General features: G+C 65.4%; 21 protein-coding genes. 14 read left to right on the top strand and 7 right to left on the bottom strand.

Annotated elements, in window-relative coordinates:
• Window positions 1-217: 217 nt before the first annotated feature.
• Both obgE and proB read left to right on the top strand, forming a co-directional pair.
• The gene (gene obgE / locus CEY05_RS18570; protein ID WP_088596968.1) at window positions 218-1,363 is read left to right on the top strand and encodes a GTPase ObgE; all 1,146 of its coding nucleotides are present in this window, start codon (window positions 218-220) and stop codon (window positions 1,361-1,363) included.
• Between the two features lie 154 nt (window positions 1,364-1,517).
• A complete protein-coding gene (proB, locus tag CEY05_RS18565; protein WP_088596967.1) occupies window positions 1,518-2,666 on the top strand; it encodes a glutamate 5-kinase in 1,149 nt (382 codons plus the stop codon).
• A gap of 229 nt (window positions 2,667-2,895) precedes the next feature.
• On the opposite strand, the gene CEY05_RS18560 is transcribed toward proB, so the two are convergent.
• From CEY05_RS18560 to CEY05_RS18545, 4 genes are all read right to left on the bottom strand, one after another.
• Entirely contained in the window at window positions 2,896-4,440 is a 1,545-nt protein-coding gene (locus tag CEY05_RS18560; protein WP_088596966.1) for a 3-hydroxyacyl-CoA dehydrogenase, read from the bottom strand.
• A 168-nt stretch (window positions 4,441-4,608) separates the two neighbouring features.
• On the bottom strand, window positions 4,609-5,835 hold the full coding sequence (locus tag CEY05_RS18555) for a CaiB/BaiF CoA-transferase family protein (RefSeq protein WP_088596965.1): 1,227 nt from the start codon (window positions 5,833-5,835) through the stop codon (window positions 4,609-4,611).
• A 132-nt stretch (window positions 5,836-5,967) separates the two neighbouring features.
• Window positions 5,968-7,119: an acyl-CoA dehydrogenase family protein gene (locus CEY05_RS18550; protein WP_088596964.1), complete on the bottom strand. Its 1,152-nt coding sequence runs from the start codon at window positions 7,117-7,119 to the stop codon at window positions 5,968-5,970.
• A gap of 75 nt (window positions 7,120-7,194) precedes the next feature.
• Window positions 7,195-7,899 (bottom strand): TetR/AcrR family transcriptional regulator, encoded by a 705-nt coding sequence (locus CEY05_RS18545; RefSeq protein ID WP_088597658.1) that lies wholly within the window; start codon window positions 7,897-7,899, stop codon window positions 7,195-7,197.
• Window positions 7,900-8,118: 219 nt separating this feature from the next.
• Between CEY05_RS18545 and CEY05_RS18540 the strand changes: the two genes are divergently transcribed.
• Both CEY05_RS18540 and CEY05_RS18535 read left to right on the top strand, forming a co-directional pair.
• Window positions 8,119-8,328 (top strand): hypothetical protein, encoded by a 210-nt coding sequence (locus CEY05_RS18540; protein ID WP_088596963.1) that lies wholly within the window; start codon window positions 8,119-8,121, stop codon window positions 8,326-8,328.
• Window positions 8,329-8,782: 454 nt separating this feature from the next.
• Entirely contained in the window at window positions 8,783-10,399 is a 1,617-nt protein-coding gene (locus tag CEY05_RS18535; protein WP_088596962.1) for an ABC transporter substrate-binding protein, read from the top strand.
• A gap of 220 nt (window positions 10,400-10,619) precedes the next feature.
• Here CEY05_RS18535 and purT read toward each other — a convergent pair whose 3' ends face one another.
• On the bottom strand, window positions 10,620-11,840 hold the full coding sequence (gene purT / locus CEY05_RS18530; RefSeq protein ID WP_088596961.1) for a formate-dependent phosphoribosylglycinamide formyltransferase: 1,221 nt from the start codon (window positions 11,838-11,840) through the stop codon (window positions 10,620-10,622).
• Between the two features lie 106 nt (window positions 11,841-11,946).
• Between purT and CEY05_RS18525 the strand changes: the two genes are divergently transcribed.
• The 8 genes from CEY05_RS18525 to hprK all read left to right on the top strand — a co-directional run bounded on the left by CEY05_RS18525 (window position 11,947) and on the right by hprK (window position 18,034).
• On the top strand, window positions 11,947-12,936 hold the full coding sequence (locus CEY05_RS18525) for an SIS domain-containing protein (RefSeq protein ID WP_088596960.1): 990 nt from the start codon (window positions 11,947-11,949) through the stop codon (window positions 12,934-12,936).
• Window positions 12,937-12,938: 2 nt separating this feature from the next.
• Complete coding sequence (locus tag CEY05_RS18520) at window positions 12,939-13,544, top strand: KdsC family phosphatase (RefSeq protein WP_369825964.1); 606 nt, start codon at window positions 12,939-12,941, stop codon at window positions 13,542-13,544.
• 12 nt (window positions 13,545-13,556) lie between these two features.
• On the top strand, window positions 13,557-14,198 hold the full coding sequence (lptC, locus tag CEY05_RS18515) for an LPS export ABC transporter periplasmic protein LptC (RefSeq protein WP_088596958.1): 642 nt from the start codon (window positions 13,557-13,559) through the stop codon (window positions 14,196-14,198).
• Complete coding sequence (gene lptA / locus CEY05_RS18510) at window positions 14,195-14,917, top strand: lipopolysaccharide transport periplasmic protein LptA (protein WP_088596957.1); 723 nt, start codon at window positions 14,195-14,197, stop codon at window positions 14,915-14,917. Before lptC ends, lptA begins: the two co-directional genes overlap by 4 nt.
• 104 nt (window positions 14,918-15,021) lie before the next feature.
• Window positions 15,022-15,810, top strand: coding sequence for an LPS export ABC transporter ATP-binding protein (gene lptB / locus CEY05_RS18505; protein WP_198952826.1), 789 nt, complete (start codon window positions 15,022-15,024; stop codon window positions 15,808-15,810).
• A gap of 195 nt (window positions 15,811-16,005) precedes the next feature.
• Window positions 16,006-16,329 carry a ribosome hibernation-promoting factor, HPF/YfiA family gene (hpf, locus tag CEY05_RS18500; protein ID WP_088596956.1) on the top strand — a complete coding sequence of 108 codons (324 nt, stop codon included), beginning with the start codon at window positions 16,006-16,008 and terminating at the stop codon, window positions 16,327-16,329.
• A 303-nt stretch (window positions 16,330-16,632) separates the two neighbouring features.
• The gene (locus CEY05_RS18495; protein ID WP_088596955.1) at window positions 16,633-17,088 is read left to right on the top strand and encodes a PTS sugar transporter subunit IIA; all 456 of its coding nucleotides are present in this window, start codon (window positions 16,633-16,635) and stop codon (window positions 17,086-17,088) included.
• Between the two features lie 19 nt (window positions 17,089-17,107).
• Window positions 17,108-18,034: an HPr(Ser) kinase/phosphatase gene (gene hprK, locus CEY05_RS18490; RefSeq protein ID WP_088597656.1), complete on the top strand. Its 927-nt coding sequence runs from the start codon at window positions 17,108-17,110 to the stop codon at window positions 18,032-18,034.
• Between the two features lie 9 nt (window positions 18,035-18,043).
• Here the strand turns inward: hprK and CEY05_RS18485 are convergent, their stop codons facing one another.
• A complete protein-coding gene (locus CEY05_RS18485; protein ID WP_088596954.1) occupies window positions 18,044-19,456 on the bottom strand; it encodes a cytochrome c in 1,413 nt (470 codons plus the stop codon).
• A complete protein-coding gene (locus CEY05_RS18480; RefSeq protein WP_088596953.1) occupies window positions 19,453-20,151 on the bottom strand; it encodes a c-type cytochrome in 699 nt (232 codons plus the stop codon). The genes CEY05_RS18485 and CEY05_RS18480 overlap by 4 nt, the downstream gene beginning before the upstream one ends.
• Window positions 20,152-20,626: 475 nt before the next feature.
• Here CEY05_RS18480 and rapZ point away from each other — a divergent pair, with 475 nt between their 5' ends.
• Complete coding sequence (rapZ, locus tag CEY05_RS18475) at window positions 20,627-21,499, top strand: RNase adapter RapZ (RefSeq protein WP_088596952.1); 873 nt, start codon at window positions 20,627-20,629, stop codon at window positions 21,497-21,499.
• 197 nt (window positions 21,500-21,696) lie between these two features.
• Entirely contained in the window at window positions 21,697-22,710 is a 1,014-nt protein-coding gene (locus CEY05_RS18470) for a septal ring lytic transglycosylase RlpA family protein (RefSeq protein WP_233161609.1), read from the top strand.
• The last annotated feature ends 120 nt before the right edge of the window (window positions 22,711-22,830 follow it).

Genomic DNA, 22,830 nt, shown 5'->3' with positions numbered 1-22,830 from the left:
GGAACCTGGTTTCCGCACGATCTTGACGGCTGGGGGCCGGTAACAGGCCCCCGCTTCAGAAGGCCCTGTCGCGTGCGACAGGGCCTTTTTTGTCGCAGGGCGACAAAGCCTGTGTTTCCCCAGGCCTTCTCACGCAATACACTGGCATGCACCACCACCACGCTGGCGTGGGCATCGCTCTTCTTTTTATCCACATCATCATCATCCGGTCCCCATCATGAAATTCGTCGATGAAGCCACCATAGAAGTCATTGCCGGCAAAGGCGGCAATGGCGTGGCGAGCTTTCGCCGCGAAAAATTCATTCCCAAAGGCGGGCCGGATGGCGGCGACGGTGGCCGCGGCGGCAGCATCATCGCGATCGCCGACCGCAACATCAATACCCTGATCGATTTCCGCTACGCGCGCCTGCATCGCGCCCGCAACGGCGAAAACGGCCGTGGCTCGGACCAGTACGGCGCCGCCGCGGCGGACATCGTGCTGCGCGTGCCGGTGGGCACCATCGTGCACGATGCCGACACCGGCGAGCAGCTGTTCGACCTCAACCGCCACGGCGAAGAAGTCGTGCTGGCCGCCGGCGGCCAGGGGGGCATGGGCAACCTGCACTTCAAGTCCAGCGTCAACCGCGCGCCGAAACAGTGGACGCCGGGCAAGGAAGGCGAACAGCGCCGCCTGCGCATGGAGCTGAAGGTGCTGGCCGACGTCGGCCTGCTGGGGTTGCCCAACGCCGGCAAGTCGACCCTGATCAGCAAGATCTCCAACGCGCGCCCGAAAATCGCCGACTACCCCTTCACCACCCTGCATCCCAACCTGGGCGTGGTGCGTACCTCCGCCTCGCGCAGCTTCGTCGTGGCCGACATTCCCGGCCTGATCGAAGGCGCTTCCGAAGGCGCCGGCCTGGGCCATCTGTTCCTGCGCCATCTGGCCCGCACCCGCGTGCTGCTGCATCTGGTGGATGTTTCCTCGCCCGATCCGGACGTCGATCCCATCCCGCAAGCCGTGACCGACGCCCGCGCCATCGTCGAGGAATTGCGCCGCTATGACGCCGACCTGGCCGCCAAGCCGCGCTGGCTGGTGCTGAACAAGCTGGACATGGTGGCCGATGACGTCGAGGACATGAAGCAGCGCTTCTGCGCCGCGTTCGACTGGACCGGTCCGGTACACGCCGTGTCCGGCCTGACCGGCGACGGTACCCAGGACCTGATCTGGGCGCTGCAGGACTACCTGGACGCGGAGCAGCAGAAAGACCACATCATCCAGGACCAGGCCGACGGCACCTACGTGCACGAAGATCCGCGCTGGGACGACTCGCGCCAGCTGGCCGCCCCCTCCCCCGACGCCGCGCCGCGCGGCGGTGACGAATAAGCCATAATTCCGTCCGTCACCGTGCCTGGGGCCAGCCCCCAGGCTTTCGCCCGCCAGGCAGCGCAGGACCAGGCATAGGCTAGCGCCACAACCAGGCCGCCGATGCCACGCCGCCACCAACGGGTTTTGTTTCCGCCATCGTCCGGCCCGCGCCATGACCGCTGCCATTCAATCCGTGCAAGACTCCGTTTCCGTCATCGCCGCCGCCAATCGGCTGGTGGCCAAGGTGGGCTCATCGCTCGTCACCAATGAAGGCCGCGGCCTGGATCGTGCCGCCGTCGCGCACTGGGCCGCGCAGATCGCTTCGCTGCGCCAGCAGGGCAAGCAGATCGTGCTGGTGTCCAGCGGCGCCATCGCCGAAGGCATGGCGCGGCTGGGCTGGCGCAAGCGGCCGTCGGTCATGCATGAACTGCAGGCCGCCGCCGCCGTCGGGCAGATGGGCCTGGCGCAAGCCTATGAAGCCGCGTTCGCCGAGCACGGCTTGCGCACGGCGCAGGTGCTGCTGACGCACGAAGACCTGGCGGACCGCCGCCGTTATCTGAATGCCCGCTCCACGCTGTTCGCGCTGCTGCGGCTGGGCGTGGTGCCCATCGTCAATGAAAACGACACCGTCGTCACGGACGAGATCCGCTTTGGCGACAACGATACGCTGGGCGCCCTGGTCACCAATCTCATCGAAGCCGATTCGCTGATCATTCTCACGGACCAGCGCGGCCTGTACGAATCCGATCCGCGCAAGAATCCCGACGCACGTTTCGTGGGGCATGCCCAGGCGGGGGATCCGGAACTTGAAGCCATGGCCGGCGGCGCCGGCAGCGGCATCGGTACCGGCGGCATGCTGACCAAGATCCTGGCCGCCAAGCGCGCGGCCCATAGCGGCGCGCACACGGTCATCGCTTCGGGCCGCGAACGCGACGTGCTGGTGCGGCTGTCGCAAGGCGAATGCATAGGCAGCGAACTGCGCGCGGTGTTGCCGGTGTGGTCGGCCCGCAAGCAATGGATGGCCGACCATCTGCGCCTGCGCGGCCATGTGGTGCTGGATGACGGCGCCGTGCATGCGCTGATGAATGAAGGCAAGAGCCTGCTGCCGATCGGCGTCGTCGAGGTGCAAGGCGATTTCGAGCGCGGCGACGTGATCGCCTGCATCGGCCAGGACGGGCGCGAGTGCGCGCGCGGTCTGGTCAACTATTCATCGGCCGAAGCGCGCCGCATCATGCGCCAGCCTTCCGCCCAGATCGCCGCCATCCTGGGCAGCATGACCGATCCGGAACTGGTACACCGCGATAATCTCGTGGTGCTTTGAGGCGGCCGAGAGGTCGGCCCGATAAGGCTTTCGCCGCCGGCAAAAGATATTTTTTAATGGTGGGGGCCCCCCACCGCCCTTCCTTGGGCTAGCGCCCCCGCGGCTGCGGGATCCTATGAGGGCAAAGGGCTACCTGTTGGCTGGCCGCGGCTTGGCGCGATGACTACGCGCCTGGCGGAAAGCGCCGCCTGGCGCCACGCAGGGCGCGCCTCCTCTGACGCCCGGCACATCAAGCCAGGCTGTCCGCCTGCAAGGACATTCCCAGTTGCACGCGCCGCTGCAGCCACAGGCTTGGGCGATAGCGGGGGTCGCCGGTGACGCGCTGCATATTGCGCAGGATCTCCAGGATGCGCGCCGCGCCCAACGCATCGCCCAGCGCCAGCGGGCCCATGGGATAACCGAGGCCCAGGCGCACCGCCTGGTCGATATCCTCCGGCGTGGCAATGCGCTGCTGCGCGATATCCGCCGCGATGTTGACGATGCAGGCAACGATGCGCTGCGCCACGAAACCCGGCGAATCCTGCACCACGCTGACGGCCGCGCCGTCGGCCGCGAACAGCGCATGCGCCGCATCGCGCCAGCGCGGTTCGGTCGCGGGCGACACCATCAAGGTGCGGCGCTGGCCAGCCTTCAGGCCATGCAGCGTATCGATCCCCACCGTCCGCGCCGGATCCAGCCCCTGCGTGTATACCGCCGTGGAAACATCCTCGCCATAAGGCGTGACAAGGATCAAGGCATCGTCGGGCGCTTCGCTGGCCGTGGACAGTTCGATGCCCAACTGCAAGGCGCCGGATTTCAACTGTTTCAGCAAATCCTGCGCGCAGCCATACCCCTGCGGGTGCACATGGCTCACCCACACTTTCAGTGCGCCCGGCAAGGCCGGCGCGGGCGTTTGCGCCGGCACCTGCTTCTGGCCATCGACATAGCGATAAAAACCTTCGCCCGCCTTGCGGCCGATCAGGCCACCGGCCAGGCGCACGGTGGTCAGGGGCGAGGGCCGGAAACGCGCCTCATCGAAGAACTGCCGGTAGATGGACTCCATCACGGGATGCGACACATCGAGCGCGGTCAGGTCCAGCAGTTCGAACGGCCCCATGCGGAAACCGGCCTGCTCGCGCATGATGGCGTCGATCTGGTCGAAGGCCGCCACCGATTCCTGCGCGATGCGCAAGCCTTCGGTGTTCAGGCCACGGCCGGCGTGATTGACGATGAAACCCGGCATGTCGCGCGCGCGCACCGGCGTATGGCCCATGCGGCGCGCCAGCGCCATCAAGGCGTCGCCGGCCGCGGGTTCGCCGCGCAGGCCGTCGATGACCTCGACCACCTTCATCAAGGGCACGGGGTTGAAGAAGTGGAAGCCGGCCACCCGGCCCGGCAGGCGGCAGCCCGCGGCGATCGCGGTGATGGACAGGGACGAAGTATTGGACGCCAGGATGCAGTCGTCAGCCACTACCGCTTCCAGCTTGCCGAAGACTTCGCGCTTGACGTCCAGGCGTTCGACAATGGCTTCGACCACCAGTTGGCAATCCGCCAGGTCTTCCAGCGCGGCGCAGGCCAGGACCTGCTGCAGGGCGGCTTCGGCGGCGGCGGCCTCCAGCTTGCCCTTCTGCACCAGCTTGTCCCAGGTCTGCTGCAGGCTGGTTCGCGCCGCCTGCACGGCGTCGGCGCTGGTATCGAACAGCCTGACACGCAAGCCCGCCTGCGCGGCGATCTGCGCAATGCCACGCCCCATCGCGCCAGCGCCCACGATGCCCACGGTTTCGATCGGCTTCATTTTCCTGTCTCCTGCTTATCTACGAAATCCGGATCGGCGCCCGCTTGAACGCCGACATTGATTGGTGGGAGCAGAGGCCCCCAAGGGGCCTTTGCCTGGGCCCTTAGCCACTGCGGCAGTTGCACGCACGATCGATCGAGCTCGATTGTGCGTTGCCGCCGCGACGGTTCAATGACCAGAGGCCAGCGCATCGATGTCGGCGTCGGACAGGCCCAGGCGGTCGCGCAGTACTTGCGCGGTGTGCTCGCCCAGCATGGGAGGCGCGTGGCGATATTCGACCGGGCTGCCCGACAGGCGCAGCGGGCTGCCCGCCATGGGCACCGTGCCGGCCACCGGATGCGGCAACTCACGCTTCATCTGGCGAAACACCACCTGCGGGTCCTCGTACACCTGATCCAGGGTATTGATGGGGCCGGCCGGCACGCCCGCGCGCTCCAGCTCGGCCAGCCAGTGGTCGCGTTCACCTTGCGCCATGCGCTCGACCAGCAGCGGCACCAGTTCCTCGCGATTCAGCACACGCTTGGGATTGGTATTGAAGCGCAAATCCTCGGCCAGCTCGGGCATGCCGATGACGCGGCAATAGGCGCGGAACTGGCTGTCGTTGCCCACCGCCACGATCATGTGGCCGTCGCTGACCGCGAAGACCTGGTAAGGCACCAGGTTCTGGTGCGCGTTGCCGGCGCGCCGCGGCGCCTTGCCGGACGTCATGTAGTTGAGATTCTGGTTGGCCATCATGGCCACCTGGCAATCCAGCAAGGCCATGTCGATATGCTGGCCCAGGCCGCTACGGCCCCGTTCGTGCAAGGCCGCCAGGATGCCAACCGTCGAATACATGCCGGTCATCAGGTCCGCTACCGCCACGCCCGCTTTCTGCGGACCACCACCCGGGGCATCGTCGCGTTCACCGGTGATGCTCATCAGGCCACCCATGCCCTGGATCATGAAGTCGTAACCGGGACGCGTGGCATACGGCCCGGTCTGGCCGAAGCCCGTGATGGAGCAGTAGATGAGACCGGGGTTTTCCTTGCTGAGGCTCTCATAATCGAGGCCGTACTTGCGCAATCCGCCCACCTTGAAGTTTTCCACCAGGATGTCGCTCTGGCGCGCCAGCTCGCGCACGAGTTCGGCACCGCGCGGCGTGGCGATATCCAGCGCAACGGATTTCTTGTTGCGGTTCGCGGAAAGGTAATAAGCCGCCTCGGTCGTGTCGTTGCCGTCCTGGTCCTTCAGATAAGGAGGGCCCCAGGCACGCGTATCGTCGCCCGCGCCGGGACGTTCGATCTTGACGACCTCCGCACCGAGGTCAGCCAGGTTTTGAGTGCACCAGGGGCCCGCGAGCACGCGGGTCAGGTCGAGGACGCGGATACCGGTCAGGGGAGCAGGACGTGTGGACATAAAACCGAGAGTGAGCGGTTAAGGGAGTGGGCACATTTTGCCCCACAAACGCGCAGGATGCGTTCGCCGCCGATCGACCAGGAGGGGATGCGCGATCATGGCGTCCGGCAACGGGTCGTCGGCGAACGGTGGTCAATAGCCGTGCGCCTTCATCGTCTCGCGCGCGATCACCAGCTGCTGGATCTGGGTGGTGCCTTCATAGAGGCGGAACAGGCGCACGTCGCGGTAGAAGCGCTCGACGGCGTATTCGGAGACATAGCCCGCGCCGCCATGGATCTGCACCGCGCGGTCCGCCACCCGGCCGACCATTTCCGTGGCGTACAGCTTGCAGCAGGAGGCCTCCAGCGTGGTGTTTTCCCCGCGGTCGCGCTTGCGCGCGGCATCCATGACCATGCAGCGCGCCGCATAGGCTTCCGCCTGGCTGTCCGCGATCATGGCCTGGATCAACTGGAATTCGGCGATCGGCTTGCCGAACTGCTTGCGCTCGGCGGCGTAGCGCACGGCGTCGGCGATCAGCCGCTGCGCGGTGCCCACGCTGAGGGCCGAGATATGCAGACGGCCTTTGTCCAGCACGCGCATGGCGGTGCGGAATCCCGTGCCTTCCTGGCCGCCCAGCAGCGCCGAGGCGGGCACGCGGCAGTTATCGAAGATGACGTCGCAGGTGAGCGCGCCGGCCTGGCCCATTTTCTTGTCGGGCTTGCCCAGCGTCAGGCCGGGCGTGCCGGCCTCCACCAGGAAGCAGGAAATGGCGTCGGACTTGCGTTCCGGGCTGGTGCGCGCCATCACGGAAAACAGGCCGGCGACAGGCGCGTTGGTGATGAAACGCTTGGTGCCGTTGAGGATGTAGTGGTCGCCGTCCTTTTTGGCGCTGGTACGCAGGGACATGGCGTCCGAGCCGGCCTCCGGTTCGGTCAGGGCAAACGAGCCGATGATCTCGCCGCTGGCCAGCTTGGGCAGGTAATGGTTGCGTTGTTCGTCACTGCCGGCCATGACGATGGATTGCGAGCCGATGCCGATATTGGTGCCGGCCAGGGACCGGAAGGCGGGCGAAGTGTGGCCCAGCGCCATGGCGACCAGCACTTCTTCTTCCATGTTCAGGCCCAGGCCGCCGTATTCGGGCGCGATGGACAGGCCGAACAGTCCCAGTTCGCGCATTTCCTGGACGATGGCGGGCGGGATCTCACCCGTCTCGGCCACTTCATGTTCCGCGGGGATCAGCCGTTCGTCGACGAAGCGGCGCACCGCCTCCAGCAGCAGGTTCAGGGTTTCGTGGTCGAGTGCCATCGTGAGTCTCCTGGGGTTTTCGATGCGTGTAGATGTTTGGGGCCGTGTCTTGGGCGGGACGCGTGAACGTTCGATTCAAGGCTGCGTGAGCGGCGACGCATTGCCGGCGGCCGCCAGGGGTTGGCGCAGGCCGCCCAGCAGCAGATCGTAGTAGCCCGCCGCCACCGATTCGGCGCTTTGGCCCTGACCCGGCTTGTACCAGCGCGCCATCCAATTGAGCATGGACAGGATGGCGCGCCCGGTGGCGGCCTGGTCGAGGTCGCGGAAAACGCCCTGGGCGACGCCCTCGGCGATCAGGCGCCGCAACAGGTGCTCATAGCCGTCGCGCAGGCGGGCTGCGTCGTCACGAAATACGGGGCTCATGCCCGAGTAGCCGATCAGCATGGCGACGAATTCGGCGTGATGCGCTTCCAGGTAGCGAGCGTGCGCCAGCATGAACGCCCGCAGGCGTTCGGCCGGACCGTCGGCGCTCGCCACGGCTTCGGCCACGGCCTGCCCCAAGGCGGTCAGGGTCTCGATGATGATGGCGTCGTAGATGTCCTGCTTGGTGCGGAAGTAGTGGTAGATGGCCGCCTTGGACAGTCCCAGGCGCGCCGCCACATCGGCCATGGCGCTGTTCTCATAGCCACTGTCCGCGAACAGGCGCGCCGCCTCGGCCAGGATGCTGGCCCGTGGCGCGGGCATCGAAGGCGGACGGCCGGCACGCGGACGCGGGCGCGTATCGCCCACCACGGCGGATGCGTCGGTTGCCGCGTTCTGCGACGTCGATGTCGTGTTCATGAACCGCATTCTAATTACTTACCGACCAGACGGTAAATAATTATTCAGGCCGAATTTCTGCCACTGCTGAGCATTTCTTATTGCCAAACGCCGGTTGTTATGCCTGTTTACAACATATCTAGGGTTTACCCCTAAATTGATGTTGCGCTGCACATAGGGTATTCCCTATAATCGTTTTCACTGATGCAGCAAACGAAGCAGCACCCCTGGAGAAAGACCATGACGAACATTGCCCTGAACCAAGCCCGCCTGACCGACGCCCTCGAACGCGACATTCTGGAAGCCAGCATGAACCAACAAACCGTTGCCCACCCCTTCGCCGCCATCAAGCGCGCCGTTGGTGCCTTCTTCGACTTCATCGACGAAGTGCAAGAAACCATGAACCAGGCTCGTGCCACCAGCACCCGCTTCTCCGGTTCGCAGTGGTAAGCAAGTAGCAGCAAGCCGTACCTGTAGTAGCAACACGCAGTAGAAGCAGTGGTTGTAGTCGCAGCAGAAGTTCTGAAGTAACCGTTGCAGTAAATGCAGTCGCAGTACGCAGGACAGCAGTTGCAGCACCTGAAGTCGCAGCACGAGCAGTCTCGCAAGCACCGGCGAATTCGCGGCAGTATTGGCGAATTCGCTGGCAGATGTCAGCAGTGCGATGCAAAAAAGCCCGCGACCGCCGCGGTTCGCCCCGTCTTCCAGGACGTGCAGCGCGAATCGCCCCGGCCGCAGACTTCCCCCTTTCCCCCTGTTCGCCTTACCCCGGGATCCTTTGGACACCGTTGCGGGTAACAGCGAATTGACAGCATTTCCCCCCAATCCGGATAATCGGCCCCGTCCTAACGGTGCTTGACCATGGCTTATGCCGCCATGGCCGCACGCTCTCTCCGGAGTTTCTATGCTGTCTCGTCTTACCCTGGGGCTGCTCGCCGCCGCCGGCATCGCCGCGACGCTCCCCGCGCAGGCCCAGTCGCTGAAGATCGCCGTCTCGGCGGAAGCCACTTCAGCCGATCCGCACTATCACAAGAACACCGCCAACGAAGCGCTGGCGGCGCATGTGTATGACATGCTGATCGGGCGCGACGCCAACATGAACCTGATCCCCCGGCTGGCGACCTCCTGGAAGAACACCGACGACCTCACTTGGGAAATCAAGCTGCGCGACGGCGTGAAGTTCTCCAACGGCAAGCCGTTCACGTCGGAAGATGTGCTGTTCACCATCTGCCGCACGCTGAACAACAAGACCAATATCTCCGACTCCTACGCCACGTTCACCAAGCTGTTCGCGGACGTGCAGACGCCTGATCCGCATACGGTCATCATCAAGACCCGCCAGCCGCTGCCGGTCATGCCGCAGGAACTGGCCCGTTCGCTGTCCATCATCTGGAGCGGCATCCTGCCCCACGGCAAGATGACCTTCGACCCCGAGCATGGCTGCGGCGTCACCGGCCCCTGGCCCACCAACGCGGACTTCAACAATGGCAAGGACGCCATCGGCACCGGCCCCTTCATCCAGAAGTCCTGGACCAAGGGCACCGGCGTCGAGCTGGAGCGCAACGAAAACTACTGGGGCCCCAAGCCGGCCTGGAAAGAAGTCAAGATGGTGCCGGTGCCCAACGCCGGCCCGCGCCTGACGGGCCTGCTGTCGGGCGACTTCGACGTGATCGAGAACCCGGCGGCCCGCGACCTGCAGCGCCTGAAGGACAATCCCAAGTTCGGCTATGTGGCCACGCCCTCGACGCGCCTGGTGTTCTTCCAGCCCGACGTGGCGCGCTCGCCCAGCCCCTTCGTCAAGGCGGCGGACGGCAAGAATCCGCTGCAGGATGTGCGCGTGCGCCGCGCCATCTCCATGGCCATCGACCGCAAGACCATCGACGCCCGCATCATGGACGGCCTGGCCACCCCGGCCTACCAGTTCATGCCCGACGGCATGTTCGGCGGCCTGGCCAAGGCCCCGGAAATCAAGTACGACCCCGAAGGCGCCAAGAAGCTGCTGGCTGAAGCCGGCTACCCCAACGGCTTTGAAATGACCGTCTCCGGCACCAATGACCGTTACATCAACGACGGCCAGATCATGCAGGCGGTGGCCCAGTACCTGTCGCGCATCGGCATCAAGACCAATGTGGATGCGATGACGGCTTCCATCTACTTCCCCAAGCGCGCCAAGCGTGAGTTCAGCTTCTCGCTGGGCGGCTGGCCGTCGGAAGTGGGCGAAGCGTCGGCGCTGTTCCAGCTGTGGGTGGCGTCGCTGGACGCGCCCAAGTCGCTGGGCACCAGCAACTACGGCGGCTATTCCAATCCGGCGTTCGACAAGGTCTATATCCCCGGCCAGTCGACGGTGGACCCCGACAAGCGCCGCGCGCTGTATGAACAGGCCACCAAGATCGCCCTGGACGACCTGGCGCTGATCCCCCTGCACTTCGAAAGCTCGATCTGGGCCTTCCGCAAGGGAATCACGTACGAAGGCCGCCGCGACCAGTTCACCCTGGCGACGTCGGTCAAGCCCGCCAAGTAAGCTCCTGCGCGCGGTCCACGCCGCGCTGCAATGCGGGCTTTATGAAAAAGCCTCCCTCACGGGAGGCTTTTTCTGGCCGGACGTACCGCGCGGGGCCGGCGCCCAGGGCGGGCGCGCAGCGCATGCGGGCGCGCGCATCGTTGAAAAGCCTCCCCGAAGGGAGGCTTTATCTGGTCCGTAGGTGCCGGCGGGCCGGCCCTGCGTCACAAGGCCAAACGGCTTACTTCGCGGCCTGCACGCGCACCTTGCCGGAGGCCCGCAGTGCCTTGGCGCGGGCGGCGTCGACGTCGCCGGCCGTGGCCAAAGCTACGCCCATGCGGCGCTTGACGAAGGATTCGGGCTTGCCGAACAGGCGCAGGTCGGTACCCGGCTCGGCCAGGGCGTCGGCCACGCCATGGAAGGTCACCGCGCGGGTGTCGACGCCACCGTAGATCACACTGCTGGCGCCAGGCTGGCGCAGGGAAGGATCGACCGGCAGGCCCAGCAAGGCCCGGGCATGCAGTTCGAATTCATTCTGCGCCTGGGTGATCATCGTCACCATGCCGGTGTCATGCGGACGCGGGCTGACCTCGGAAAACCACACCTGGTCGCCAGCCACGAACAGCTCGACACCAAAAATCCCCAGCCCGCCCAGTTCGCCCGTCACCTTCAGGGCGATATCGCGCGCGGCTTCCAGCGCCTTGGCCGACATCGGATGCGGCTGCCAGCTTTCGACATAATCACCGTCCACCTGCTTGTGCCCGATGGGCGCGCAGAAGCCGGTCTCGATCTCCCCCGACGCCCCCCGCGAACGCACGGTCAGCAACGTGATCTCGTAGTCGAAGCGGATGAAACCCTCGACGATGGCGCGGCCCGCGCCCACCCGGCCGCCTTCCTGGGCATAGCGCCAGGCCTGGGCGACGTCGTCCGGCCCCTTGAGTACGGATTGCCCCTTGCCCGACGAGGACATCACCGGCTTGATGACGCAGGGATAGCCTATGCCGCCGGCTATCGCTGTCCGCAATTCTTCCTCGGTATCGATGAAACGGTAGGGCGACGTTGGCAGGCCCAGCGTCTCGGCCGCCAGGCGGCGGATGCCCTCGCGGTTCATGGTCAGCTGGGCAGCACGCGCCGTCGGCGTGACGCGGACGGTGCCGGCGGCCTCCAGTTCAACCAGCAGGTCGGTGGCGATCGCCTCGATCTCCGGCACGATGACGTCCGGCTTCTCCTGCTCGATGATGGCGCGCAAGGCGGCACGGTCGGTCATCGACACCACGTGGGCGCGGTGGGCCACCTGCTGGCCCGGCGCGTCGGCATAGCGGTCCACCGCGATGACCTCCACACCCAGGCGTTGCAGGGCGATGACCACTTCCTTGCCCAGCTCGCCCGCCCCCAGCAGCATGACACGGGTGGCGGCGGGAGACAGGGGCGTGCCCAGGATGGGCGCCGGAATCGATGACATGGGATAAACCTGATGAAATGTAAGGAAATAGAGCGTGAAACGAGCCGCCAGGATGCCATAGCCCCCCGCCTGGGAGCAAATGCCCCGCTGCGATTAAAATCGCCGGATGAACGCACTTCCCGCAACGACCCCCGAGGCGACGCTGGCTTCGGCCCGCCGTACATTGTCCATCGAGGCGCAAGCCTTGCGCGACCTCGAAGCACGCCTGGATGACACCTTCGTACAAGCTGTCGACATGCTGCTGCAATGTCGCGGCCGTGTCGTCGTCACCGGCATCGGCAAGACCGGCCACGTGGCCAGCAAGGTAGCCGCCACCCTGGCGTCCACCGGCACGCCGGCTTTCTTCATGCATGCCGGCGAGGCAGCGCACGGCGATCTGGGCATGCTCACCGCCGACGACGTCATGCTGGCCATTTCCTATTCGGGCTCCGGCTCGGAACTGCTGACCATCGCCCCGGTGGCGCGCCGCCTGGGCGCCCGCGTCATCGCCATGACGGGCAAGGCAACGTCCGAACTGGCGAAACTGGCCGATATCCACCTGGACGTCAGCGTGGCCCAGGAAGCCTGCCCGATGAACCTGGCACCCACCGCCAGCACCACCACCGCGCTGGCCATGGGCGACGCGCTGGCGGTCGCCTGCCTGGAAGCCCGCGGTTTCGGGCCGGAAGACTTCGCGCGCTCGCATCCGGGCGGGGCGCTGGGACGGCGCCTGCTCACGCACGTGCGCGACGTCATGCGCCAAGGTACCGCACTGCCCACGGTGGGCCGCGACGCCACCTTGTCGCGCGCACTGGAAGAAATGTCGGCCAAGGGCATGGGCATGACGGTGGTGATAGACGAAAATCGTCATCCCATCGGCATCTTCACTGACGGCGACCTGCGCCGGCTGATTGAACGCCGGGGGGACATCCGCGGTCTCACCGTCATCGAGGGCATGACGCGTTCGCCCCGTACCGTGCGGGCCGATGCCCTGGCGGTGGTGGCGGCGGAACAGATGGATACCCTGCGTCTGAACCAGATGCTGGTCCTCGACGAAAGCGGCGCCCTGCTGGGCGCACTACACATGCATGACCTGATGGCAGCGAAGGTGGTATGAACATGATGGCGACTGCAACGACCCTGCCGCATCCGGCCGAAGCCCTGATCCTGGCGCGCGTCGCGGCCCTGGTGAAGGAACGCGCGGCGGCGGTACGCCTGATGGTGTTCGACGTCGATGGCGTGCTGACCGACGGCAGCCTCTACTACGGCGAAAACGGCGAGATATTCAAGCGCTTCCACGCGCTGGACGGCCACGGCCTGCGCCTGCTGGCCGAAGGCGGTATCGGTGTGGCCCTGGTGACCGGCCGCTCCGGCCCCATCGTCGACCGCCGCGCGGCCGAACTGGGCATCGCCGATGTCATGCAAGGCGTGCGCGACAAGGGCAAGGCCCTGGTCGAACTGGCGCAACGCCACGGCGTGTCCCTGGACCAGTCGGGCTTCATGGGCGACGACATCATCGACCTGCCCGCCATGCAGCGCGCCGGCTTCTCCGCCAGCGTGCCCAACGCCCCCGTTTACGTCTCGCAAGGCGCGCACTGGGTATCCAACCAGCCCGGCGGCAGCGGCGCGGTGCGCGAATGCTGCGACCTGCTGCTGGCGGCACAAGGCCGCCTGGGCGCGCTATTGTCCACACCTGGCCTGCTGGGCCCCGGTGTCATCCAATAAAGACAGGCAGGAATGAAAGAACGTTTTCCTTCGCTCATCGCGCTGTTCCTCTTGCTGGCCCTGGTGGTCGGCACGTGGTGGGCGGCCGACTACACGCAACGCGCGGTGCAGAACGACCCGCCGCGCCGCTACACCCATGAAATGGATTCGTGGTCGCGCAACTTCACCATGGTGCGCTCGGACGTCGACGGCAAGCCCATCAACCGGCTGGAGGGCGACTACGGCGAGCACTATCCGGATGACGACTCCTATGTCGTCACGATGCCGCGCGCGGTCGGTTTGCGGGAAGGCACGCCTGTCACCATCGGCACGGCGCAGACCGGCACCATGTATGAAGGCGGCAAGCGCATCGTCATGGAAAAGGACGCCCACCTGCACCGCATGCCCGACGCCCAGACGCCGGCCATGGACGTGAACAGCGAAAAGCTGATCATCCTGCCCGATGACGACGTGATGTACACCGACCTGCCCGCGCTGGTCATCCGCGGACAATCGCGCATGCATGGCGTCGGCATGAAATACAACAACAAGACTACCCAGCTGGAAGTCTTTTCGGCGAGCAACGTCGAAATCAACAATAACGACATGTCGGGCTCGTCCAAGAGCTCGGCTCCCAAAAATACCGGATCCGCTCCGCAACAAAAAAAACCATGACCCATAACCGACCCTTCACTCTTTCGGCCTGGCTGATCGGCGCGCTGCTCGCGAGCGCCGCCAGCTGTGTCTCCGCCCAGCAGGCGTCCGGCGACAACGCCGCAAAATCGACGCCGAACCGCTCGGCGCAAGGCGGCACCCCGGCAGCCAAGAGCAGCGCCAAACCGGCCACGCCGGAAGAAGAGCCGAACACGCAGATCCTGTCCGACACGCTGCACTACGACGACACGAAGAAGATCAGTGTCTTCACCGGCAACGTGATCATGACGCGCGGCCTGCTCACCATGAAGTCCGACAAGCTGGAACTGCATCAGGACGCGCAAGGCGGCCAGTTCGGCGTGGCGACCATGAACAACGCCAGCAAGCTGGTGAACATCCGGCAGGAACGTCCTGAAACCTTCGAACTCATCGAAGGCGTGGGCCAGCGCGCCGAATACGATGGCCCGAAGAGCCAGTTCGACTTGATCGGCCAGGCCGTCGTCACGCGCTTTATCTGTGGCAAACAGTTCGATACCATCCGCGGCCAGCGGGTCCGGTATAACGACAAGGCCGGCACCTACGAAGCCATTGGCGGTCCGGGTTCGTCGGCGCCTGGCGGCCGCGTGCGTTCCATCGTCGAGCCGCGCTCGCGCACGGATCAGGCGGTCGAGGAATGCCGGCGCGCCCAGGCCGCCAAGGCGCCCCTGCCCTCGGCGCCGCCGGCCAAGAACACCCGCTGATCCCAGGCCTTCCCGCCACATACCAGCACTGAATACCGTCTCATCCCGCCGCTGTCCTGACCTCACGACCGCGCGCGGGCCGTACGCCCCCTACCCAGTCCACGATGATCACTGACGCCTCTTCCAGCAAATCCGCCAAGCCGGTGGGACCGCCCAGCCAACTGCGGGCGACCGGCCTGCGCAAGACGTATAACGGCCGCACCGTGGTGCAGGACGTGTCACTGTCGGTGTCGAGCGGCGAGGTGGTGGGCCTGCTGGGCCCCAACGGCGCCGGCAAGACGACCAGTTTCTACATGATCGTGGGGCTGGTGCCGGCCGATGCCGGCCGTATCGAAATCGAGGATCTCAACATCACCGCGCTGCCCATCCACAAGCGCGCGCGGCTGGGAGTGTCCTATTTGCCCCAGGACGCCTCGGTGTTCCGGCGCCTGACGGTAGAGCAGAATATCCGGGCGGTGCTGGAATTGCAGATCGACGAGAACGGCCGCTCGATATCCAACGCCAAGATCAACGAAAACCTGGAATTGCTGCTCGATGAGCTGCAAATCGGCCATATTCGCAAAAATACGGCCATTTCCCTGTCGGGCGGCGAGCGCCGCCGCGTGGAAATCGCCCGCGCCCTGGCCACCAGCCCGCGCTTCATCCTGCTGGACGAACCCTTCGCCGGCGTGGATCCGATCGCGGTGATCGAAATCCAGCGCATCGTGCGCTTTCTCAAGAGCCGCGGCATCGGCGTGCTGATCACCGACCACAACGTGCGCGAGACCCTGGGCATCTGCGACCGCGCCTACATCATCAGCGAAGGCAAAGTGCTGACCGATGGCAATCCGGAAGACATCATCAGCGATCCCGCCGTGCGGCGCGTGTACCTGGGCGAGCACTTCCGGATGTAACCGACCGGTGGTCAACCGTGGTGTAACTGGGGACTAGGCTTGTAAAAGCTCGTTGATCGGGCCCCCAGGGCCTTGAATTAAGACCCAGAGTCATTACACTAGGATGACGGTCCACCACTTTCCAGAGGAGATTTCCCACGCATTGAACGCGCATACCGCGCACCCCTGTGTTTTTTGGCAGAAGGAGATTGCACTATGAATCTGAGCATCTGCGGTCGTCATCTCGACGTCACCCCGGCTCTCCGGGAATATGTAGTCAACAAGCTGGCGCGAGTACTCCGGCATTTCGATCATGTCATCGATACCCAAGTCATGCTTTCGGTTGAACCTCTGCGTCATTGCGCGGAAATCACCATGCGATTACGCGGCAAGGACATCCACTGCGAGGCCCAGGACGAGAACCTGTATGCGGCCATCGACTTGCTAGCCGACAAAATCGACCGTCAGGTCATCAAGCACAAGGACAAAGTGCAAAGCCACGATAACGAGTCTGTGAAGCGACAACCATTAGCGGCTTGATTGCCCGCACCGCGCCTCACAAACACTCGTAATCCGAGCTGATTTCCCGGCCTGCGGCCAGGGAACCACGAAGCAGGTGCAAGGCCTGCTACCAGAGTAAGTCGCCGATGTCCCCGCCTTTGCAGTTCCGGGGCACATCGGTGCCTGATGAGCCAAATCTCCTCATCACGGCCCCCTCCATGAAATTCCCACTCTTACCCGCCACGCCCACACCGCCTTGTGTGATGCGCCCGTCCCTGCCTGTGCCTGTATCCCGCCGGGGGGAATTTTTGCGGCGCCGCAATCGCCCCTATAATCCGCAAAATGAACCATTTGTCCCGTATTCTGCCCGCGGGCAACGTCGTGCTGGATCTACTGGCCACCAGTAAGAAACGCGCATTCGAGCAAGCGGGCCTGCTATTCGAAAACAATAACGGCCTGGCTCGCGCCACCGTCTTCGATAGTCTGTTCGCACGCGAACGCCTGGGCTCGACCGGTCTGGGCCAGGGCGTGGCGGTGCCGCATGGCCGCGTCAAGAGCCTTGAGCAGGCGGTTGCCGCGTTCATCCGGCTGGCGCAACCGGTGGCGTTCGATTCGCCGGACAGCCAGCCGGTGACATTGCTGCTGGTGTTGCTGGTGCCCGAGGCGGCCACGCAACAACACCTGGACATACTCGCGGAACTGGCGCAATTGATGTCCAATAAGCCGCTGCGCGAAGCGCTTCATACCGAAACCGATCCGGCTGCAGTGCATCGCATGCTGACGACGGGCAAACTCTGACCCCTTCGATACCGCCATGCTGCTTACCGTCCAGGAACTGGTCGACGACAACGCCGACAAAATCCCCTTCAATTGGATCGCGGGGCAAGGCGCCGCCGAGCGCGTGATCCCCGACGACGGCATGGCTGCCGCCGACCTGGTCGGCCACCTCAACCTCATCCACCCCTCGCGTATCCAGGTGTTCGGCCAGGAAGAACTGGCTTACTACCAGCGCTTCGATCTGCGCCGCCGCATGCACCACATGGACGAGCTGCTGATCGGCGGCGTGCCGGCGATCCTGCTGGCCGACGGTCTGACGCCGCCGCAGGATTTGATCGACCAGTGCGAGCAGCATCAGGTGCCACTGCTGGGTACGCCGGTGGCCGCCGCGCAATTGATCGACTTGCTGCGGATCTACCTGGGCAAGAAGCTGGCGCCCACCACAACGGTGCACGGCGTCTTCCTGGACGTGCTGGGGTTGGGCGTGCTGATTACCGGCGAATCAGGGCTGGGCAAGAGCGAACTGGCGCTGGAACTGATTTCGCGCGGCCACGGCCTGGTGGCCGACGATGCGGTGGAGTTGTCACGCACTGCACCGAACATGATCGAAGGCCACTGTCCGTCCTTGCTGCAGAACCTGCTGGAAGTGCGTGGGCTGGGCTTGCTGGATATTCGCACCATCTTCGGCGAGACGTCGGTACGGCGCAAGATGCGCCTGAAGCTGATCGTGCACCTGGTGCGCGCGACGGCGCAGGACAAGTTCGAACGCCTGCCGCTGCAGGACATCACCCAGGACATGCTGGGCCTGCCGATACGCAAGGTCATGCTGCAAGTGGCAGCGGGCCGTAACCTGGCGGTACTGGTGGAAGCGGCGGTGCGCAACACCATCCTGAAGCTGCGCGGCATCGATACCTTGGGCGAATTCATGGAACGCCAGGCCATGGCGATCCTGCAAAGCAGCAAGTAAGGCCTGCGTTCAGCGGGCGCGCTTGACTTGCAAGGCGGTGACGCCGCCGGCCTGGTTGCCCCATTGGTTGCGGATGTAGCTGACGACCGCCGCCACATCATCGTCATTCATCACCTGGCCGAAAGGCGGCATGCCATGCGGCTGCGGATTCGCGGCCGTGGCGGGCGCGAAGCCACCTTGCAACACGACGCGGATGGCATTCTGCGGCGATGGCGCGGTAACGCTGATATTGCCTGCCAGCGGCGGCCAGGCAGGGGGCCGACCTTCGCCCTGGCTCTGGTGACAGGCGACGCAATACGTACCGTAGAGTTTCTCCCCCCGTTGCAGCGTGGCGCGCCCCGGCGGCGGCGCATTGGGCACGGCCGCGGCGGGTAGTGACTTCAGGTAATCAGCGATGGCCAGGGCGTCGGCTGGACGCAGATACTGCGTGCCGCCCGTGACCACCTCGGCCATGGGACCGCTGGCGCTGCCATGGGGCGACACGCCATCACGCAGCAGCGCGGCGATGTCGGCTGCCGTCCATTGCGCCAGGCCTGGGGCCGACCCATCTGCCGCCGGACCCGCGTGCAGGGACGGGCCATACCAGCCAAGGCCCGGGATTTCGCCGCCGGGCAAGCCTGTGCCCGTGGTCGCGCCCAAAGCATTGCGCGGCGCGTGGCAGGCCACGCAATGGCCCAGGCCTTCGACCAGATAGCGGCCACGGATGACACTGGCCTGGGGCGAACTGGCGGCCGCGGCGTCCTGCGCAGGCACCCCGCCGGCAGCCACCGTGCCGGACCGGGCAATTCCAGCCGCATTCGAATCAAAGGCAGCGGCACTGGAGTCGGCGGCCGGCGGCGCGATCGCACCGGAATCCGCTCCTGCGACGGGTTTGAAATGGAGCGCACGCCAGAAGGCCAGCAGGTAGCGTTGATCGTAGGGGAAAGCTAGCTCGTGCGGGCGGTTTTCCTGGCGCACCGCGGGCAGGCTGCGCAAGTAGGCGTACAAGGCGTCGGCATCGGTGCGCGTGACGTGGGTGTATTCCGTGTAGGGGAAGGCGGGGTACAGCAGCTGGCCGTCAGGCCGCTTGCCATGATGCAGCGCCCGCCAGAAATCATCGGCGGACCAGTCGCCGATGCCGGTCTGCAGGTCCGGGGTGATGTTGGGTCCGTAGAATGTGCCGAACGGGCTGGGGATAGCCGCGCCGCCGGCATAGGACGCGCCGCCACGCGCGGTGTGGCACGCCGCGCAGTCGCCGATGCGGGCGAGGTAGGCGCCATAGGCCACGCGCTGAGCGGGGTCCGCGAGGGGCACGGTGGCCGTCCGCGTGGGCTCGTCTTCACGCGTACCCATCCAATACAACACGCCGCCGGCAACGACCACCAACAGCACCAGCACCGTCACCGTCCGGGCCACGATATGCCGCCATGTTGCCCGGCTCATTGCACGTTCTCCTGGCTGCCGCATTGGACCGGCAGGGTCAGACTGCCCGCCGGGGCAGGACGGTAGCCCGAATCCGCCGCCACGAGCGTGCCTGCTGGAACGGCGCCACTGCTTTGCGCCGGGCCAGCGTCGCCTAGTGGCGGGATCCCTCGAGGAACCGGTTGGGCGGATAACCAGGCCGCCACGGCCGCGATGTCGGCGGGTTCGAGCCGGCGCGCGATGTCGGCCATGCAGTCCGGGGCCGCGGCATGGCGCAGGCCGCTCTGCCAACTACCGATCTGGGCGCCGATGTAATCGCGTGGCAGGCCCAGCAGGCCGGGAATGGCCGGCAGCACGCCGCTCAGCGCGGCGCCATGACAGGCGCTGCACGCCGGCAGCTTGCGCGCCGTATCGCCCCGCAGCACGAGCTGATTGCCGCGCGCCAGTTGCGCGGCGTCGGTCGACGTCGCGGTGGGAGCGGGATAAGGCGGATGCTGGTCGGAAAACCAGGTGGCGATGTCGCGCAGATAAGCGTCGGGCAGATCGCGCAGCAGATGCGCCATGGGTTGGTATTGGCGCCGGCCGTCGCGGAAATTCAGGAGCTGGTGATACAGGTAGTCGCGCGGCTTGCCCGCCAGGCGCGGGTAGTAGCCGTCAGCGCCGGCCCTGCCCTGCTCCCCATGGCAGGCCGTACAGGCCGCCAGGCGCGCCTGCATGGTGTTGGGCTCCAACGTGGCGCCAGGAGACGTTGCCGCCGGCGACGCCGTTGCAGGCGACGGTGCCGGAGGCGGCGCTACTGGCGCTGATGCCGTTCCAGTCGACGCTCCAGTTGACGTCGCACTAGGCTGCGCATGGCCGGGGGCAGTAAAGGCAAAGGCAAGGGTGAACAGGAAACTGGCCAACGCAAGCCGACAACGCCGCGCAGGCTTACGGCGGGCAGGCCCCGCCCATGATGGAAAGATGCAATTCGACGACACGGTCACGCACCTATTCATTATTGGAAAAAGGAGTGCGATGCAACAAACCCGGCGGGCAGCCCAGTCCGGGCGCGCGCCAGGCAAGACCATAGCAGATACGCGCAACGCACGCTGACGGCGCGGCCCCGAACCCCTCCTCCATCCGCACACTTGCCGCACATCTATAAGACCTGCCATATTTATCCAGCTATTTTGTGCAACAATCGTATCCACTATGTTGAGAGTCGTTCTAATTACCGGCATTTCCGGCTCCGGCAAATCGGTCGCTCTGCGCCTGCTGGAAGACTCCGGATATACATGCGTCGACAATCTGCCCGTGCGCTTCCTCGCGGACTTCATCGCCAGCGCGCGCGATGACCGCATGGAACGGGTAGCCGTCGCGATCGATGTGCGCTCGCCTGGCGAACTGGCCGAACTGCCTGCTGCCATCAACACGCTGCGCACGATGGGGACCAGCCTGCGGGTCGTGTTCCTCGACGCCAATACCGACACCCTGGTGCAGCGCTATTCCGAATCGCGCCGCCGCCATCCGTTGACGGAGCGTCTGCAACGCAACGGCAAGACCCCTTCGCTGCTGGACTGCATCGAGCTCGAACGTGAACTGCTGGCGCCCTTGCGCGACCAGGAACACGTCATCGATACCTCATCGCTGACGCCCGGCCAGCTGCGCGCCTGGATCCGCGATCTGGTACAGGTGGACCGCCAGGCCATCCTGCTGACTTTCGAGTCCTTCGCCTTCAAGCATGGCGTACCGCGCGACGCCGACCTGGTGTTCGACGTCCGCTGCCTGCCGAATCCTTATTACGACCCGGCGCTGCGTCCCTTGACCGGCCGCGATGCCCCGGTGGCCGCGTATCTGGCCAGCTTCGAAGCGGTCGGCCAGATGATCGAGGACATCAGCAGCTTCATCCACAAGTGGTTGCCGCGCTATGCCCAAGATACGCGTAGCTATCTAACTGTAGGAATCGGTTGCACCGGTGGCCAGCACCGTTCGGTTTATATTGTCGAGCAGCTGAAGGAACGTTTCAGCGATCACGCCCCTCTATTAGTGAGACATCGCAGGCAATTACCCGAAGAACACGCATGATCTTTCGCTTTCCGCGCGCCCTACCCGCCCCCGACCACAGTCAGACCTCACCCGACTCGGGGCCACAAGCGGCGCGGCCGCGAAGCGGATTGACGATTTTTTCGCGGTGGTTCGCCGCGGTGTTCAAGGGTTCGGCGTCGCGACAGCGTATGGGACCGAATGCGGCGAAGCCGCGCGGTGTCGGGTCTTTGCTCCTGATGATCGTGGTGGCGATGATGGTCGCCGGCTGTTCCAGCACGGGGCATAAGCGCGGCGGCGGGTATTACTCGAACGATGGTCCGGGCGACGACATCCCCGCCAATATCGAAGCCATCCCGGACGCCGTGCCACGCGTCGAGCCTTACGCCGGCGGCGCCAACCGGCCTTATGTCGTGTTCGGCAAGCGCTATGTCCCGGATACCTCCGACAGCCCGTTCAAGCAGCGCGGCATCGCCTCCTGGTACGGCAAGAAATTCCATGGCAATTCGACGTCGATCGGCGAGTCCTACGATATGTACGCGATGACGGCCGCGCATCCGACGCTGCCCATTCCCAGCTATGCGCGCGTGACCAGTGCCATCAATGGCAAAAGCATCATCGTGCGCGTCAATGACCGCGGGCCGTTTCACGACAACCGCATCATGGATTTGTCGTATGTGGCGGCGTACAAGCTGGGCATCATCGGTCCCGGCAGCGGCGAGGTGACGGTGGAACGCATCCTGCCGGCCGAGGCGCGTCAGATGGCGGCTGCCGCGGCAGCGGGCGGCGCGGTTGCCGCCGGTACGCCGGCGGTTACGCCAGCGCTTGCCCCGGCGAACACGGCCGAGGGCGATGCGCCGGTGATCGCGCCGTCCGCGTCCATTCCAGTGCCCTTGGCGCCGGCCGCTGCAGCGGCACCGGGCGGGAGCAGGACGGCCGCCCTGCCGCCGACCACGAGCGCCGCCGCGGCTGCAACCATTCCCCCGCCGGCCTTGGCGCGCAGCGGCGCTGCGACGGCGGGGAATGTTTATTTGCAGCTGGGGGCGTTCAGCCAGGCGGGCAATGCGCAGTCGCTGGTGTCACGCATCAATGGTCCGTTGGCGGCGGCCGGCTTGCCGCAGGCCCAGGTGGCGCAGACGGGCAATCTTTATCGCGTCCATGTCGGTCCGTACAGCGACCGCAATTCCGCCGAAGCCGCCCTGCAATCGGTGGCCGACCGCACGGGCATCCTGCCCAGCATCATCACCCGGTGATTTGCACGACGTTGGCCTGAGCGGCGGGCTACATAAAAGGTCTCTCACCAAAGTGAGAGCCCCTTGACCAGTACAGCGGTGACCGGAGCAGGACGCTACAAAGGACTGTCTAGAGACCGG

It is taken from the genome of Achromobacter sp. HZ34 (genome assembly GCF_002209485.1).
GTDB lineage: Bacteria > Pseudomonadota > Gammaproteobacteria > Burkholderiales > Burkholderiaceae_B > Bordetella_C.
The sequence above is the reverse complement of the archived record's forward strand: the minus strand, read 5'-3'. Positions and strand labels throughout refer to the sequence as shown.